General features: G+C 65.2%; 15 protein-coding genes. 7 read left to right on the top strand and 8 right to left on the bottom strand.

What is annotated here, in order from left to right:
- Nucleotides 1-11 precede the first annotated feature (11 nt).
- Complete coding sequence (locus tag ABIB95_RS31070; RefSeq protein ID WP_354245071.1) at nt 12-776, bottom strand: tetratricopeptide repeat protein; 765 nt, start codon at nt 774-776, stop codon at nt 12-14.
- A gap of 130 nt (nt 777-906) precedes the next feature.
- On the opposite strand from ABIB95_RS31070, the gene ABIB95_RS31065 reads away from it, so the two are divergent.
- Together ABIB95_RS31065 and ABIB95_RS31060 are read left to right on the top strand one after the other, a co-directional pair.
- Nucleotides 907-2,484, top strand: coding sequence for a cation:proton antiporter (locus ABIB95_RS31065; RefSeq protein ID WP_081369119.1), 1,578 nt, complete (start codon nt 907-909; stop codon nt 2,482-2,484).
- 86 nt (nt 2,485-2,570) lie between these two features.
- Entirely contained in the window at nt 2,571-3,341 is a 771-nt protein-coding gene (locus ABIB95_RS31060; RefSeq protein WP_354245067.1) for a hypothetical protein, read from the top strand.
- 183 nt (nt 3,342-3,524) lie between these two features.
- Here the strand turns inward: ABIB95_RS31060 and ABIB95_RS31055 are convergent, their stop codons facing one another.
- The 5 genes from ABIB95_RS31055 to ABIB95_RS31035 form a co-directional block, all read right to left on the bottom strand.
- A complete protein-coding gene (locus ABIB95_RS31055) occupies nt 3,525-4,331 on the bottom strand; it encodes an SDR family NAD(P)-dependent oxidoreductase (RefSeq protein ID WP_354245064.1) in 807 nt (268 codons plus the stop codon).
- A 93-nt stretch (nt 4,332-4,424) separates the two neighbouring features.
- Nucleotides 4,425-4,838, bottom strand: a complete 414-nt coding sequence (locus tag ABIB95_RS31050; RefSeq protein WP_354245061.1) for a DUF1850 domain-containing protein — start codon at nt 4,836-4,838, stop codon at nt 4,425-4,427.
- Complete coding sequence (locus tag ABIB95_RS31045; protein WP_354245058.1) at nt 4,799-6,907, bottom strand: TRAP transporter permease; 2,109 nt, start codon at nt 6,905-6,907, stop codon at nt 4,799-4,801. Before ABIB95_RS31045 ends, ABIB95_RS31050 begins: the two co-directional genes overlap by 40 nt.
- 184 nt (nt 6,908-7,091) lie before the next feature.
- On the bottom strand, nt 7,092-8,039 hold the full coding sequence (locus tag ABIB95_RS31040) for a TAXI family TRAP transporter solute-binding subunit (RefSeq protein ID WP_166348695.1): 948 nt from the start codon (nt 8,037-8,039) through the stop codon (nt 7,092-7,094).
- A 209-nt stretch (nt 8,040-8,248) separates the two neighbouring features.
- Entirely contained in the window at nt 8,249-8,728 is a 480-nt protein-coding gene (locus ABIB95_RS31035) for a hypothetical protein (protein ID WP_354114086.1), read from the bottom strand.
- A gap of 197 nt (nt 8,729-8,925) precedes the next feature.
- On the opposite strand from ABIB95_RS31035, the gene ABIB95_RS31030 reads away from it, so the two are divergent.
- On the top strand, nt 8,926-9,234 hold the full coding sequence (locus ABIB95_RS31030; protein WP_208089254.1) for a hypothetical protein: 309 nt from the start codon (nt 8,926-8,928) through the stop codon (nt 9,232-9,234).
- Between the two features lie 172 nt (nt 9,235-9,406).
- On the opposite strand, the gene ABIB95_RS31025 is transcribed toward ABIB95_RS31030, so the two are convergent.
- Nucleotides 9,407-10,621 (bottom strand): hypothetical protein, encoded by a 1,215-nt coding sequence (locus ABIB95_RS31025; protein WP_354245053.1) that lies wholly within the window; start codon nt 10,619-10,621, stop codon nt 9,407-9,409.
- 56 nt (nt 10,622-10,677) lie between these two features.
- Nucleotides 10,678-11,304: an NUDIX hydrolase gene (locus tag ABIB95_RS31020; RefSeq protein ID WP_354245050.1), complete on the bottom strand. Its 627-nt coding sequence runs from the start codon at nt 11,302-11,304 to the stop codon at nt 10,678-10,680.
- A 71-nt stretch (nt 11,305-11,375) separates the two neighbouring features.
- Here ABIB95_RS31020 and ABIB95_RS31015 point away from each other — a divergent pair, with 71 nt between their 5' ends.
- From ABIB95_RS31015 to ABIB95_RS31000, 4 genes are all read left to right on the top strand, one after another.
- Nucleotides 11,376-11,801 (top strand): PaaI family thioesterase, encoded by a 426-nt coding sequence (locus ABIB95_RS31015; RefSeq protein ID WP_063986737.1) that lies wholly within the window; start codon nt 11,376-11,378, stop codon nt 11,799-11,801.
- Between the two features lie 370 nt (nt 11,802-12,171).
- Entirely contained in the window at nt 12,172-13,194 is a 1,023-nt protein-coding gene (locus ABIB95_RS31010; RefSeq protein ID WP_354114083.1) for an aldo/keto reductase, read from the top strand.
- Between the two features lie 12 nt (nt 13,195-13,206).
- Nucleotides 13,207-14,523: a tetratricopeptide repeat protein gene (locus ABIB95_RS31005; RefSeq protein ID WP_354245046.1), complete on the top strand. Its 1,317-nt coding sequence runs from the start codon at nt 13,207-13,209 to the stop codon at nt 14,521-14,523.
- Between the two features lie 202 nt (nt 14,524-14,725).
- Nucleotides 14,726-15,301, top strand: coding sequence for a hypothetical protein (locus ABIB95_RS31000; RefSeq protein ID WP_071917092.1), 576 nt, complete (start codon nt 14,726-14,728; stop codon nt 15,299-15,301).
- The last annotated feature ends 51 nt before the right edge of the window (nt 15,302-15,352 follow it).

Genomic DNA, 15,352 nt, shown 5'->3' with positions numbered 1-15,352 from the left:
CGAAGACCGCCTCAATACCCGTCCACCCCGTTGATCCGCTGCAGCCGCTCCTGCATCGCCTTCTTCAGATCGTACCCGGATCGCCCATAACCAGCATTGCGGCGGGCAATGAACTCGTCCTGCTCGCGCTGGAGCGTCTTGGCTTCCGCAGGATTGCGTGCCTCCCGGATCACGCGGGCGTTCGATGCAAAAATCTCCCGATCGAGATCGGCGAGTTCGCGGTTGGCGCAGATCGCCTTCTCGACGGCCCGGGCCGCACTCCTGCAATTGAAGCTGGGCTTGCCGGCGACAGCCATCTGCGCGCCGATCCGCTCGAGTTCGCGCGCCATCGCCTTGTGATTGGCCTTGGCCTTCTCGTGGTTTGGATCGATCTTCAGCGCGGCGCCGAAATCCTGCACCGCCTTCGGCTTGTCGCCCTTCTTCAGCCAGAGCTCGCCGCGGGCGTTGAAGAGGTCGGCCAGGGTCGGATCGAGCTGAAGAGCGCGGCTGTCGTCGGCGATCGCGCGGTCGACCTGGTCATGCCGAGCATAAAGCGCCCCGCGCGCGATCAGCGCCTTGACCAGGTCGGCCTTGGCCGTCTTCTCGTTGTCGATGACGGAGGCGCAGGCGGAGCCGGCCTTGTCCATGTCGTCGGCGGCAGCAGCAGCGAGGCACGGCGCGACATCGACCTGCACGACGGCGGCGGGCTCGCCGCCGGTCGCGGCACGGGCCGCCCCGAGCGAAAGCGCACAGAGTGCCACCGCACCGGACAATCGAATGAGATTTTGAGAACGCATGCTTGCTGCAGTCGGAAAGTCTTGGCCTGAGTCTTGGCTTGAATCTTGGCTTGAATCTTGACCTGGGTCTTGGCTTGAGCCTTGCCTTGAGGGCGCACTATCCATCATACGGCCGGATTGGTGCTAGCTTGTGGCACAGCCAAAATCGGTTTCGGGGATCAACGTGTCGACATTCGAATGGATCATCGTGCTTCTGCTCGGCGCCGTTGCATTATCGGCGCTGGCGCGGCGGATCAAGGTCCCCTACCCGACCTTTCTCGCCATCGGCGGCGCGCTGATCGCCTTCGTGCCGAACAGCCCGTCCTGGACGCTCGAACCCGACCTGGCCTTGGCACTTTTTGTCGCACCGGTGCTGATGGATGCCGCCTTCGACACCTCGCTGCGCGATCTCCGCAACAACTGGGTTCCGGTCTCGACCCTGGTGGTCGCCGCGGTCGGCCTGACCACGGTCGGCGTGGCCTTCGTCGCGCACCGGCTGATGCCTGACATGCCCTGGGCCGCCGCCATTGCGCTCGGCGCCATCGTGGCCCCGCCGGATGCCGCGGCCGCGGTTGCAATCCTGAGCCAGGTCAAGCTGCCCTATCGCATGGTGAAGGTGCTGGAGGGCGAGAGCCTGCTCAACGACGCCAGCGCGCTCCTGATCTATCGCATCGCGGTCGGCGCTGTCGTCATGGAGCATCTGAAATGGAGCGAGGTCGCGCCGACGATCGCACTCGGGCTGGTCGGCAGCGTCCTCGCCGGTCTTTTGGCCGGCCGCATCATCCCGCTGTTCCTGGAACGCGTGAAGGAAGCGCCGAGCGCGATCATCGTGCAGTTCGCCACCACCTTCATGGTCTGGATCGCAGCCGAGCATCTCGGCCTCTCCGGCATCCTCACCATCGTCGTCTACGCCATCACCGTCGCGCGCACGGCGGGGGCGCGCATGCCGGCGCGGTTGCGGGTGCCGTCCTATGCGGTCTGGGAGACGATGGTGTTCGTGCTCAACGTGCTCGCCTTCATGCTGATCGGCATGCAGATGCGGCCGATCTGGACGCGGCTCGACGCGGAGGTGCGCTGGGAATATTGCGTGGCCGCAGCCTGGATCCTGCTCACGGTGGTCCTGGTGCGGCTCGCCTGGATCACGTTCTACCGCGCGACGCTGCGCGTGCTGATCGCGCACGGGCTCTATCATCCGAAGGATCCCAAGCAGGTTGCCTCGCCGAAGGGTGGCCTCATCATCTCCTGGTGCGGCATGCGCGGTCTCGTCACGCTCGCCACCGCCTTCGCCTTGCCGGAAAACTTCCCCTATCGCGACTTCATCGTCTTCATCGCCTTTGCGGTGGTGCTGGGCTCGCTGGTCATCCAGGGCCTGACGCTCCGGCCGCTGATCCTCGCCTTCGGCCTCAAGGACGACGATCCCGTCGGTATCGAGGTCGCGCGCGCCCGCGCAGTCGCCTATCGCGCCGCGCTCGATGCGATCGAGGACGATCCGTCGGAGGAAGCGGAAATCCTGCGGCTCGAATACCGCGCCATCCTGATGCAGGCCGACGACGATCCGCACGGCGGCATCGCCAATGGCGAGTTGCCCGCCGATCCGCTGCGCCGCCGCGCCATCGAGGCCGCGCGCAAATCGATCCTCGGCCTTCGCGATACCGAAGTGATCGGCGACGACGCGTTTCACCGGATCGAGGAAGAGCTCGATCGCGCAGAATTGAGCGCCGGCGGTTAAACTCCGCTCGAGCGTTGAGCGGCGTCCCGGCCTATCCAGGTGGTTAGGAGCTTGAACCAAACACCGCCTCTCCAGACTCATTCCAGATGACGACCTTGATCGACGACCGTCGTGTACGCGCGCGTGATGCGTCGCCTGCACGATCTTTTTATCTCAATATGGCACTGGCCTGCGCGGCCACCGCGTTTCTCGGCTTCGCGCCGACCTATTTCGTACCGCTCGCGCAGCGGACGTTTTCCGCGAGCCCGGTGATTCATTTTCACGGACTCCTGTTCTTCACCTGGTCTCTCTATTTCGTGATCCAGACCTGGTTCGCGGCGTCGGGCCGCGTGGTCAATCACCGCGCGCTCGGGATTGCCGGCGTGTCGCTTGCGACCGCGATGACGATCTTCGGCTTCCTCGCCTCGGTGCACGTGATGCAGCACGCCGCCGCACTTGGGCAGAAGGATGCCGGCATCGGCTTCTCGATCGTGCCGATGAGCGGCATCGCGTTCTTCGCGGTGGTGTTCGTGCTCGCGATCATCAACACGCGAAAGTCCGAGATTCACAAGCGCCTGATGCTGCTTGCCGCGGTCTCGATCCTCGACGCCGCGATCGCGCGCTGGTTCATTACCTTCCTTGCGCCTCCCGGACCGCCCGGCCCGCCGCCGGTGCCCGTCACGATCGCCCCGGCCGTGGTCGCTTCGCTCCTGCTCGTCGTCGCCATGGTGCGCGACTGGCGCACCGATGGCCGCGTGCACCCGGTCTACATCTACGGCACGCTCGCGCTGCTGGCGGTGAAGGTGCTGAACTGGCCGATCAGCGAGAGTGCGGCGTGGCATTCGTTTGCCGGAGGCATCCTGGCGCTGGCGCAGTAATCGATCTGTAGCCGAAACACCAATGCTAATTCCGTCACCCTGAGGTGGCCGCCTCTTCAGCGGCCCTCGAAGGGCGACGGCCCGGCTGCTACATCTCGGCCGCTCATCCTTCGAGGCTCCCAGCGCAGTGCACATGCACTGCGCTACTCGCACCTCAGGATGACGGAGTTAGCTGAGGCGAGGCTACGCCCCCGCCTTGCACGTGATCCCGCCGTCGACCACGAGCTCGATCCCCGTCACATATTTCGACTCGTCCGACGCCAGGAACAGCGCGGCATTGGCGACGTCCCAGGCCTCGCCCATGTGCCCCATCGGCACCTGCGCATCGCGGGCGCGCCACATCGCCTCGACGTCGCCCTTGGCGTAGCTGTTCGCGAGACCCGCGGAATGCTCCACCATCGGCGTCTTCATCAGGCCGGGCAGGATTGCATTCACCCGCACATGGTTCATCGCGAACTCGATCGCGGTGGAGCGCGTCAGCTGGTTCATCGCCGCTTTGCTGGCGTTGTAGCTGACATAGGAAATCCCGACATGCCGGATCGAGGCGATCGAGGAGATGTTGATGATCGAGCCGCCGCCCTGCTTCACCATCACGGGGACGACGTGCTTCATGGCGAGATAGGCACTCTTGAGGTTGACAGTGAAGACGCGGTCCCAGCTCTCCTCGGCGACCTCGACCACGCTGCCCATCTCGGCGATGCCGACATTGTTGTCGAGCACGTCGATGCGGCCATAGGCCTTCAGGCACGCCGCCACCATCGCCTCGATCTCGCTCGCGCGCGAGACGTCCGCGGTGAAGGCAGTCGCATTGCCGCCCTCACCCGTGATGATCTTCGCGGTCTCCTCGGCTGCAGCACCGTTGCGGTCGACGCAAAACACCTGCGCGCCCTCGCGCGCAAAGGTCACCGCGGTCGCCTTGCCGTTGCCCCAGCCGGGCCCGATCGAGCCGGCGCCCACCACCATCGCAACCTTGCCCTTGAGCCGATCCATCGCGTTTCTCCCGTGTTGTTGTTCTTGTAGCCCGGATGGAGCGCAGCGCAATCCGGGGCGACTGTTCCCGGATTGCGCTTCGCTTCATCCGGGCTACGGATCGTTACAAATCTTCATCGTGGTGACGTTAGCACCGATGGGATGCCCGACAATCTCCGAAAGAGTCCGGCAGCTTCCATCATGGCATAGCCGCCATTCCCCGGCCGCGCCGGAATTGCCAAGCACGACCTCCGGCATCGGTGCACGCTGCGGCTGCCATTGAAACCAGCCGTCGACGAGCCGCGCCTCGGGCGGCGGCTCCATGCCGGGCCCGGTGCCCTTGACGCGCGCCTGCACCAGTTCGAGGCCGGCAGGCGTCACGCGCCAGTCCTCCTGCCAGTCGACCTTCGCGATCGAATGCGTCCACACCAGCGTGAAGGCGGAAAGCGCCAGCGCTTTCACGCCACCCGCTGTTGCGAAGCAGAGGCTCACGCCGCTTCGACGATGGCCGGCGGTCGCTGCCGCCATTGCCACAGCAACAGCGCGGCGGAGAGCACGAAGCCGGCGGTATCGCTGAACGGGAAGTCGCCGAGCAGGCAGAGCGCGGCTCCGAGCGCGAGCACGCGTTCGAGCAGCGTCATGCGCGTGAACAGAAAACCGATCGCGACCATGCCGAACAGGCCGATCGCCACCAGCGCCTTGAAGGTCGCGAGCGCCACCGCGCCGTAGAAGCCGAGCTTGGCCGCCATGGGATCGCCGGCTTGCAGCATCAGCGCCGGGGAATAGACGAAGATGAACGGAATGACGTAGCCGGCGAGCGCGATGCGCATCGCCTCCCAGCCGATCTTGTCCGGGTTCTCCTTCGCGATCGGCGCCGCCGCAAGTGCTGCGAGCGCCACCGGCGGCGAGAGGTCGGCCATGATGCCGTAATAGAACGCGAACATATGGCTCGCGATCAAGGGCACGCCGAGCTTCGCCAGCGCGGGCGCAGCGAGCGCGGCGGTGATGATGTAGGTCGGGATGGTCGGAATGCCGGTGCCGAGCAGGATCGACAGCAGCATGGTCATGATCAGCGCCAGGAACAGGCTCTTCTCGCCGAGACCGATCACCCAGCTGCCGAAAATGGTGCCGACGCCGGTCTGCGACATCATGCCGATGATGACGCCGACGATGGCGCAGGCCATACCCACCGTGATCGCCGACTTCGCACTCTCGGCCAGCGCATTGCGGCATTCGCGCAAGGCCGCGAACCCGCCGCGCACGAACGCCGTGATCACGATCAGTCCGACGACGACGCTCGCGACCGGCACGATCTGGAGACCGTCGCGCGACAGCGCGCCGACGACGAGCGCAAGTCCGATCCAGAAGATGGAGCGGACGACCATCGAGGAGGCGCCGGCCGTGATGCTGGCGCCCAGGATCAGCGTCACCGTGAGCGCAAGGCCCATGCTGCCAGCATAGAGCGGCGTAAAGCCCTCGAACAGCATGTAGACGAGCGCCGCGAGCGGCAGCACGAGATACCAACGCGTCACCAGCGCCTTCCAGGCGCTCGGAATCTCCGAGCGCTTCATGCCGACGAGGCCGTGCTTGCCGGCTTCGAGATGGACCATCCAGAAGGCGGACGCGAAATAGAGGATGGCGGGGATCGCCGCCGCCTTGACGATTTCCGAGTACTGGACGCCGAGCGTCTCCGCCATGATGAAGGCGACCGCGCCCATCACCGGCGGCATGATCTGGCCGCCCATCGAGGCCGTCGCCTCGACACCGGCGGCAAAGGCGCGGCGATAGCCGAACCTGATCATCAGCGGAATCGTGAACTGGCCGACGGTGACGACGTTGGCGACGCCGGAGCCGGAGATGGTGCCCATCATGCCCGAGGCGAACACTGCGACCTTGGCGGGGCCGCCGCGGGTCCGGCCAAATAGCCCAAGAGAAACGTCGGTGAACAGCTGGATCATGCCGGCGCGCTCCAGGAACGAGCCGAACAGGATGAACAGGAAGATGTAGGTCGCCGAGACGTAGATCGGCACGCCGTAAAAACCTTCGGTGCCGAACGACAGATGCGTGACGATCTGGTCGAAATCGTAGCCGCGATGGTTGAGCGGCGACGGCAGATATTGCCCGAAGAACCAGTAGAGAAGACACGCGCCGCACATCAGCGGCAGCGCCGCGCCCATCAGCCGCCGCGTGCCCTCGAAGATCAGCACCGCGAGCAGCGTGCCGACCGCGAGATCGAGCCGCGTCGGATCGCCGTCGCGCGCGATCAGGTCGGCATAGAAGATCCACTGGTAGAGGCCGCAGAAGAAGCCGGCGCCGCCGATCACCCAGCCGAGCGTACGGCCGACATCGCTCTTCGCGGTAAAGTTGGCGATCAGGCCGAAGGTGAGGAGAACGAGGAAGCCGACATGGACGCCGCGCACCACCTGGCTCGGCAGATAGTTGAAGGCGGCGACATAGAGCTGGAAGGTGGCGAAGGCAATGCCGATCCAGTAGGCGAGAGTGCCCCACCGGCCCGGACCAAAACCTTCCGGAAAACCGTGCTCGAAATTGTCGAATTCAACCTTGATAGGCCCTGCGGAGCCCTCTGCCTGCAACATCGATATGTCCCCAACCGTCCAGCGCTTTTAACATTGCACAGCGTCTCGAGACCGTCATGCCCGGGCTTGTCCCGGGCATCCACGGACTTTCTCGCCTAGCCTTAGAACGTGGATGGCCGGGACATCTGCGCGAAGACGCGCTTCGCGCTTTTGCCCGGCCATGACGTCCGAAAACGAAAGCTGACTACTTGATCAGCCCTTTTTCCTTGTAATAGCGGATCGCGCCGGGATGCAGCGGAACCGGGCTGCCGGTGGCGGCCGCCTCGAGCTTGATCTCCTTGCCCGCGGCATGGGCGTTCTGCAATTCGGGCAGCGACTCGAAGATCAGCTTGGTCATCTGGTAGGCGAGGTCGTCCGACACCGCGGAGCTCGTCACGAGATAGTTGACCACGGCCGCGGTCGGCACGTCCTTGTCCTGGCCGGTATAGGTATTGGCCGGAATGATTGCCGAGATGAAGGGCGGGCCGATCTTGTCGATGGTCTCCTTCGGCACCGACACCACGGTGATCGAGGCCGAACTCGAGAGATCCTTCAGCGAGGCGACGCCAAGGCCGGCCGATTGAAGCGTCGCGCCCAACTGGCGGTTCTTCATGAGGTCGACGGATTCGGCGAACGGCAGATATTCGACCTTGCCGAGGTCCTTATAGGTCATACCTGCGGCCGCGAGGATCGCACGGGAATTGAGCTCGGTGCCCGACTTCGGCGCACCGACCGAGAGGCTCTTGCCCTTGAGGTCTGCGAGCGTCTTGATGCCCGATTCGGCGGTCGCGACAATCTGGATGTAGTTCGGATAGATCGCGCCGATGGTGCGCAGCTTGTCCAGCTTGGTCTTGAAGCCGGCTTCCTCGTCGCCCTCCCAGGCGGCTTTGAGCGAGTCACCCAGCGTGAACGCAATTTCACCGCGGCCCTGCTGGAGCAGGATCAGGTTCTCGACCGACGCCTTGGTGGCCTGCACCTGCGTCTTCACGTTCGGAATCTTGTCGCCGTAAATCTTTCCGATCGCGACCCCGAGCGGATAGTAGACGCCGGAGGTGCCGCCGGTCAGCACGTTGATGAAGGATTGCGCATGCGCGCAAGGTGCCGACGCCGCCAGGGCAAGAGCCGCGGCCGCGCCGAAAATCGTCCGTTTCATGGTTGTTGTACTCCCCAAACCGGCCGGGAAATTGGCCGGATGGGGGAAGCGGGTCAACCCGTCCAAAAGTCACAACAGGACTGCGGTAAACGGCTGACCCGGCTCGATTTTTGGGGAACCCGCGGGTGCGGCGAGGTGGCGCAGTCAGGGTCTGGCGCGTGTCTCGCCGCGCAGGCAAGCCTTACTGGCAGGCTCTTGCTGGCAAGCCCTTATTGGAAGGTCATGTCCAGGCACTTGGAGATGTCGGAGCCGAGGCCGGAGGAGATGATGATGCAGCCGCGCACCTTCTGCGCGGTGACGTCGGCGGCCCAGACCGAGTAGCCGCCGGGACCGAAGAACGAGTTGGTGTTCGGCGGTTCGGTCTCGGTCGCGTCGAAATCGTATTTGCCGTCGGTCTCGAAGATGCGCGGCTTCTTGGTGCAGCCGCCGTCGGTCTGGACGTTGATGACTTCCTTGTTGTCGCGGGTCAGCGCGAGCGAGACCTGGCAGCGGAAATATTCCGAGGTCTTGGTATTGAACAGGTAGGTGTAGGACTTGCAGGTCGCGGTGTTCAGCTTGCCCGGGGCGAGGCCACGGCTGCACGAAATCCGCTGGTTGTGGCTGAGCTGGTAGTCATCCGCCCGGGCGGCGGGCGCCAGCGCCGTCACCAACAGCGCGGCGGCTGAGCAGGCTTTCACGACATGGTTCATCCGAATCATCCCCCTACCAATATTTTTGTCGAATTGCGTTCTAGACTGAAAGCGGAACATAGTCGCGCGGGGACGAAGGGAAAATCACAAACTGCTGGGCAGGACGTGATGCGCTGCGGCGCTTTCGCAAATTGACCTGTAAACGCCGTTCGTGATTTGTTCAAGATGGCAACCCCAACGATGGGGAGGATGGGATGATGGCATTTTCAACGAAGACATTTGCACTTGCACTCACTGCAGCGCTCGGCGCGTTCAGCGCACCCGCATTGGCGCAGACCGCGGCAACGCCCTGGGAGCTCAAGCCCGACACCGGCTATGCCTATGACAAGGACGGCAAGACCTTCTCCTACAAGATGGGCACCAGCAATGCCGGTGAACTCCTGAAGGGCGCCAAGAAGGTGCCGAAAGGCACGCTGTTCTTCATCGGCCACAACGGCCAGCTCTACATGCGCAGCGGCCCGTATCTCGAAGGCGACGGCAAGTTCAAATTCGGGTCGGATCAGTAAGGGGCGACGGCCAACCCAAGCATTCGGTGTCATCACCCGCCTTGTGCGCGCTTGCGCACTGGGGCGGGTGATCCAGTATTCCAGAGGCCGTTGTGCTTCAATCGAGAGACTGCGGCGTACTGGATGCCCCGGTCAAGCCGGGGCATGACAGCGGAGGATGTGGCAGCGAGGACTAAAACGCCCCTGCCAGCTCCCGCGCGCCGGCATTGTTGCTGTTACTGTCCATCCGCGTATCCGTCACCGCCAGCAGCTTGGCCACCGTGTTGTGGCGGATCGCGACCGGGTTGCGCTCGTAGCCGCCGCGCTGGAAGAAGTTCGAGGTCGGCACCTGCTCGCGCATCGCCTGCGGCATCGTCACCATGTCGAGGCCGGTGCCGTCGCCGGTGAGGTTCATCATCTCGAGCTCGGCGGCGGTGAGCGGCCGGGTGTAGCCCTTGGTGCGCGCGAACAGCACCGAAGTCAAAAGCTTATGGGTTTGCAGCATCGGGCCGATGTCGATGTCGAGCACCATGGCATGCATGGCCCAGCCCTGCGCGGTGTTGCCGATCTTCTCGTGCTCCGACCAGGTGTCGGGCACCGATTTCGCCTGCGCCACCATCTTCTTCAGCACGGCAAGCTTGTGCTCGAGCGGCTGGCGCGCCGGCCCCGACGTCCGCGCCACCTTGTCGGAGAGCGCGCGGATCAATTCATGGCCCTGCTCGGCCAGCAGCTCGACGCTGTTGGTGGTCAGGAGCTGGTTGTAGCCCATCGCGGTCGAGATCGCGCGCTTGCCGCCATGTTCGATTCCCGCCTGCACGTCGTAACTGCCGGTGCCGCCGGTCTCGAACGAATAGACCCGCACCGCCTGCTCGCGCGTCAGCCCGGAGGCGAGCGCGTAGCGCGCATAGGCGCGCTTGAACTCGACCTCGCTGGACGGCCGCTGCGGCGTGAACTGATAGAGCTCCCGCGCCGCCTGCAGGAGATCGGCGGCCACCGGTATCGGCTTTCTGGTCGGACGATCCGGCGTTTCCTCCGGCTCCGGGTTCACCGGCCGCTTGGGCCCGTTATAGAGCGGCGGATGCTGCAGCACATAATCGTCAAGCGTGACCTGCTGTCCGCTGCGCCGCTTGGCGTTGCGGCCTTTCCGCTTCTCGGAGATCTGGCTCCAATAGGCACCCGCCTCTTCGTCGAAGGCCGCGCGCGCTGCCTGATAATCCTGCAGCTTGCGGCGATATTCGAGCACGGCCGGCGACGCGCCACCCTGCGCAAAGAACTGCGACAGCAACTGGGCCTTGGCATCGCGGACGGCCGGCGGCAGCGCGTCGGCCTCGCCGCCTCGCGCAGTGGGCGCGAGCAGGACGAGCGCGAATGGAACCAGCGCGAGATGTTTTCGAATCGAATGATGCATGCTGCCCTCTTAGCAGGCATCCGGTAACCGTCACGTTAACGCGCCGTTTACCATCGTCACTTCCAGGCGAACACCGGCTGCTCCAGCTCGGTGACCCGGGTGTGACGTCCCGCCAGCACCTCGCGGAACTGGTAGATCAGCGCCGCGGTCGGCGCGTGAATCAGGCTCGTCTCGTGATGGAAGCGGATCACGCGGCGGGAGCTTTCGGGAATCGCGATGAAGTCGAACGCGTCTTCATGCTCGATCGTGGCGAGCGCGATGCGGTGGACCGAGGCGACCTCATCCGGGTTCGGCCGGATCGCGGCACTGTCGGCCGTCCAGACCACCACCGGCGTGATCAGATAGCCGGAGCGGGTCGGATAGTCGTCGAGCGTGCCGAGCACCTCCGCGTGCGTAAGGCGGAGGCCAAGCTCCTCATCAAGCTCGCGCAGCGCCGCCTCGACCGGCGTCTCGCCGGCATCGCAGCGGCCGCCCGGCAAGGCCCATTGGCCGCGATGGGCGCGCAGGTGTGACGCGCGCAGCGTGAGCAGGAATGCGGTGTCATCGCCGTCACTCCCCGCGGTCAGCGCGACCGCCACCGCGGCGCGTTTCAATGCGGCCGGCGCATCATCCTCCGGCAGGCGCGTGAAGGCCGCGCAGGCAGCCGCGATATTCCGCCGTGTGGCATCGTCGAACGGTCTCATGATGCTTGACTACACCACGTCAGGCCCCGATGAAATGAGCTCGCAAGGCCCGCGCAGCAATGGACGAACACATGACCAACAAGGCCGCCGCAAGGCTCAAATCGGACGGCTGGAGCATCCTGGAGACCACGGGCTTCTTGCACCTGATCGGCCCGTTATGGGAGCGCAAGGTCGACGGCCATTACGAATTCGCACTCGCCACCGAGGACAAGCACCACAATCGCCGCGGCATGGTCCAGGGCGGCGTGATGATGACGTTCGCGGACCGCACCTGCGGCATGACCGCCCGTTACGTTTCCGGCAAGGAGTTCATGGCGACGGTGCAGCTCGACACCCATTTCGTCGAGGCCGGCCAGATCGGCGACATCCTGATCTCCCGCCCCCGCGTGGTGCGCTCGACGCGCAGCCTCATCTTCATGAGCACGGAAGTGACGGTGGATGGTCGCTGCATCGTGATGGCGAATGGCGTGTTCAAAATCTTGAAGGGGCCGGGGTAGCGTCGCGCGGTCGGGCTGCCGCTCCAACCACACCCACCGCCGTCATTCTCCGCGACCCGGCTACGCCAAGGCTTCGCCGAGGTTTCGGTCTCGGGCGCGCCGAAGCTTTAGCGTAGGCGGCAAGCGGGGAATCCAGTACGCCGCGGCTTCTCCGCTCAATCACGAACGTCTCGGAATACTGGATCGCCCGATCAAGTCGGGCGATGACACCGAGTGTGGGGCACGATCGTGCCCCAATCTCGTCATTGCGAGCGCAGCGAAGCAATCCAGGCTCTCACCGCGGACGCATCTCTGGATTGCTTCGCTGCGCTCGCAATGACGGAATTAGCTGGCTATGCTGCCGGCTTCGATAGCGTTGAGGACACAGCCCATGCAATACCGCCAGCTCGGCCGCACCGGCCTGAAAGTTTCGCCGATCTGTCTGGGCACCATGATGTTCGGCGGGCCGACCGATGAAGCCGCATCAAATCGGATCATCGCCAAGGCGCATGAGGCCGGGATCAATTTCATCGACACGGCGGATGCCTATTCGAAGGGCGGCTCCGAGGAGGTGGTCGGCCGCGCGATCGGCAACAACCGGCACGCCTGGGTGCTCGCCACGAAACTCGCCAACCCCATGAACACTGGTATGGGCGACGATCCCAACCGTGTCGGCCTGTCGCGGCGCTGGGTGTTGCAGGCCGCCGATGAGAGCCTGAAGCGGCTCGGCACCGACCACATCGACATCTACTATCTGCACAAGGAAGACCATGCGACGCCGCTGGAGGAAACGGTGCGCGCGATGGGCGATTTGATCCGCGCCGGCAAGGTGCGCTATTTCGGCGTCTCGAACTACCGCGCCTGGCGCGTCGCCGAGATCTGCAACATCTGCGACCGGCTCGGCATCGACCGGCCCGCGGTGAGCCAGCCTTATTACAACGCCATGAACCGCATGCCCGAGGTCGAGCACTTCCCGGCGTGCTCCTATTATGGCCTCGGCATCGTGCCCTACAGCCCGCTGGCGCGCGGCGTGCTCACCGGCAAGTACAAGCCCGACGCCGCGCCGGACAAGGAGACACGCGCCGGCCGCAACGACACCCGCATGATGCAGACCGAATGGCGGCCGGAATCGCTCCAGCTCGCGCAGGAGATCAAGACCCACGCCGAGACGAAAGGCATCACCGCCGGCCAGTTCGCGGTCGCCTGGGTGCTGAACTCCGCCTTTGTCAGCTCGATCGTCGCCGGCCCACGCACCGAGGAGCAGTGGGACGGCTACATCCGCGCGCTCGACTACCGCTTCACGGCGGATGACGAGGCGCTGATCGACCGGCTGGTCGTGCCGGGCCATCCCTCGACGCCGGGCTACAACGACCCCGCCTATCCGATCGAGGGACGCCGCGCGCGGACGGCTTGAGAGCTGAAGACGATGACGGCGCACGAAGACCGCTACGGCCTTTCGCTCTCGACGTCTTCGCACGAGGCGGCAAGCGCCTATCGCGAAGGCGTCGATCTCATGCTGGCCGGCTGGACCGGCACGGCGGAGGCGCTGGAACGCGCGATTGCGGCCGATCCGGATTTCGCGCTGCCCCATATCGCCCGCGCCCGCGTGCATGCCTTCTATCAGCAGGGCGATCTCGCCCGGCAGAAGGCGGCACGCGCGCGCGAGCTCACAGCGAAACGCGGCACGGAACGCGAGCGCTCGCATGTCGAGACGCTGGCGCTTGCGATCGAGGGCCGCCTGCCCGAGGCCATCGCATCGACGCTGAAGCATGTCGAGAGCTGGCCGCGCGACGCGGTGGTGCTGTCGCTGCCGCTCGGCGCGTTCGGCCTGTTCGCGTTTTCCGGCATGCCCGATCACGACCGCGCCCGGCACGAGCTGTGCGAGCGCGTCGCGCAGCATTATGGCGAGGACTGGTGGTTTCTCACCATGTACGGCTGGGCCATGACCGAGAATGGCGACGTCGCGCGCGGTCGCGGCGTCACCGAGCGTGGCTTCGACCTGCGCCGTCAGAACGCCCACGCCGCGCACGCCGTGCTGCATGCGATGTTCGAGGACGGCTCGATCGACGCGGCTGATCGTCTCGTCGACGAATGGATCCCCTCTTACGACCGCACCGGCATCCTGCACGGCCATATTCGCTGGCACCAGGCGCTCGGCGCGCTCGAACACGGCGATGCTGCCCGCGCGCTTGCGATCTATGCCGACGTGCTTCAGCCCTCCGCCACGCAGGCGCCGCCGCTCAACGTCGTCACCGACGGCGCCTCGCTGCTCTGGCGCCTGTCGGCTTACGGCCACACCGTGCCGGAAGCGCTCTGGCTCGAGGCCGATGCCACCGCGCAAAAACTGTTTCCGAAATCGAGCCTGCCCTTTGCCGACGTCCACATGGCGCTGTTCGCTGCGGCGACGCAGAACCAGGAGGCGCTGGCCGCGCGCCTTGCGGCGATCGAGCAGCGGCTCGGCGACGGCAAGCTGCCGGCCGGTCCCGTGGTGCCGGCGATCTGCCGTGCGCTCGCGGCCTTTGCCCGCGAGGATTACACCTCATGCGCGCAAACGCTCGCGCCCGTCCTCGGCGAGGTCGTGCGCATCGGCGGCAGCCACGCCCAGCGCGAACTGATCGAGGATACCTACATCGTCGCGCTCATGCGCAGCGGCGAGCTGCCCCGCGCCCGCGCGCTGCTCGACGCCCGCCTGCACCGCCGGCCCTCCCTTCGCGATACGCGCTGGCAGGGGGCGACCGTTTAGCTCTGCCACGAAAAAAACATCGGTCTGGCAGCAAGTGGCCTGCTAGGACGGGATGGGGCGATCGGATGAATCGCCGATGGGTGGCGCGGTGGTATTCCAGTCGGGTTTAGCTGAACAAACGAGATCGCAACCAATTTGTGGTTCGCTCGTTGTTGAGCGGAACTTTTCCGCCGCCGTGGCCCCCTGGCATACGAGCCTGATGATGCGCCTCCGCCGACCGGTCCTCGCCGCGGCCCTCGCGACTCTCGCAAGTCCTTGTTTTGCCGAGTCTTCCGCGCCCATTCCCGTCAACAACCCGCCGGCGCAGAACGCCTTTATCGACCTGCTGGCGCTGATGTCGGGCCACTGCAAGACGCTGAAAGTCGCGGGGCGCACCTTCGCTTGCAAGACGGTGGCTTACGCCCATGGCGACAAGGGCCGGGTCAATTTCGCAGTCGCCGTCGACGACCCCTCCGACGCCAACCACGTCGTGTCGTTCTCCGGCGAGAACGGCCAGCGCGCGGACGACAATTCCTACGAGCTGCGAATCGACCGCATGCTGCTCAATTCCAAGGACCGGCCCAAGGTCGACGGCCTGCCGGTGCCGGCCGAGCAGACCTCGACCGGCGTCTGCCGCCAGACCGGCAATTTCGCCGCAAGGAAGGTGACGGACGTCACCTGCACGGCGACCGACAGCGAGGGCCGCCGGTACGAGCTGCTGTTCGTCTCCGACGGCAAGCCGGTGAGCGTACGCCGCATCCGGCAATCGTCGCCATCGATCCAGGATCCGTTCAAGTAACGGCATCATCCGCTGCTGCCGGCATGTATGATCGCGCCATGCTTTGGAGCG

The sequence above is a fragment of the Bradyrhizobium sp. LA2.1 genome (genome assembly GCF_040547725.1).
In the GTDB taxonomy this organism is placed as follows: domain Bacteria; phylum Pseudomonadota; class Alphaproteobacteria; order Rhizobiales; family Xanthobacteraceae; genus Bradyrhizobium; species Bradyrhizobium barranii.
Note: the sequence above shows the minus strand (reverse complement) of the source record. Positions and strands in the feature narration are given on the sequence as shown.

What these genes read in the sequence shown, in the direction of transcription:
- ABIB95_RS31070 (WP_354245071.1), bottom strand. Translation starts at nt 776, where the DNA reads ATGCGTTCTCAAAATCTCATTCGATTGTCCGGTGCGGTGGCACTCTGT.
- ABIB95_RS31060 (WP_354245067.1), top strand. Translation starts at nt 2,571, where the DNA reads ATGACGACCTTGATCGACGACCGTCGTGTACGCGCGCGTGATGCGTCG.
- ABIB95_RS31055 (WP_354245064.1), bottom strand. Translation starts at nt 4,331, where the DNA reads ATGGATCGGCTCAAGGGCAAGGTTGCGATGGTGGTGGGCGCCGGCTCG.
- ABIB95_RS31050 (WP_354245061.1), bottom strand. Translation starts at nt 4,838, where the DNA reads ATGGCGGCAGCGACCGCCGGCCATCGTCGAAGCGGCGTGAGCCTCTGC.
- ABIB95_RS31045 (WP_354245058.1), bottom strand. Translation starts at nt 6,907, where the DNA reads ATGTTGCAGGCAGAGGGCTCCGCAGGGCCTATCAAGGTTGAATTCGAC.
- ABIB95_RS31040 (WP_166348695.1), bottom strand. Translation starts at nt 8,039, where the DNA reads ATGAAACGGACGATTTTCGGCGCGGCCGCGGCTCTTGCCCTGGCGGCG.
- ABIB95_RS31035 (WP_354114086.1), bottom strand. Translation starts at nt 8,728, where the DNA reads ATGAACCATGTCGTGAAAGCCTGCTCAGCCGCCGCGCTGTTGGTGACG.
- ABIB95_RS31030 (WP_208089254.1), top strand. Translation starts at nt 8,926, where the DNA reads ATGGCATTTTCAACGAAGACATTTGCACTTGCACTCACTGCAGCGCTC.
- ABIB95_RS31025 (WP_354245053.1), bottom strand. Translation starts at nt 10,621, where the DNA reads ATGCATCATTCGATTCGAAAACATCTCGCGCTGGTTCCATTCGCGCTC.
- ABIB95_RS31020 (WP_354245050.1), bottom strand. Translation starts at nt 11,304, where the DNA reads ATGAGACCGTTCGACGATGCCACACGGCGGAATATCGCGGCTGCCTGC.
- ABIB95_RS31015 (WP_063986737.1), top strand. Translation starts at nt 11,376, where the DNA reads ATGACCAACAAGGCCGCCGCAAGGCTCAAATCGGACGGCTGGAGCATC.
- ABIB95_RS31010 (WP_354114083.1), top strand. Translation starts at nt 12,172, where the DNA reads ATGCAATACCGCCAGCTCGGCCGCACCGGCCTGAAAGTTTCGCCGATC.
- ABIB95_RS31005 (WP_354245046.1), top strand. Translation starts at nt 13,207, where the DNA reads ATGACGGCGCACGAAGACCGCTACGGCCTTTCGCTCTCGACGTCTTCG.
- ABIB95_RS31000 (WP_071917092.1), top strand. Translation starts at nt 14,726, where the DNA reads ATGCGCCTCCGCCGACCGGTCCTCGCCGCGGCCCTCGCGACTCTCGCA.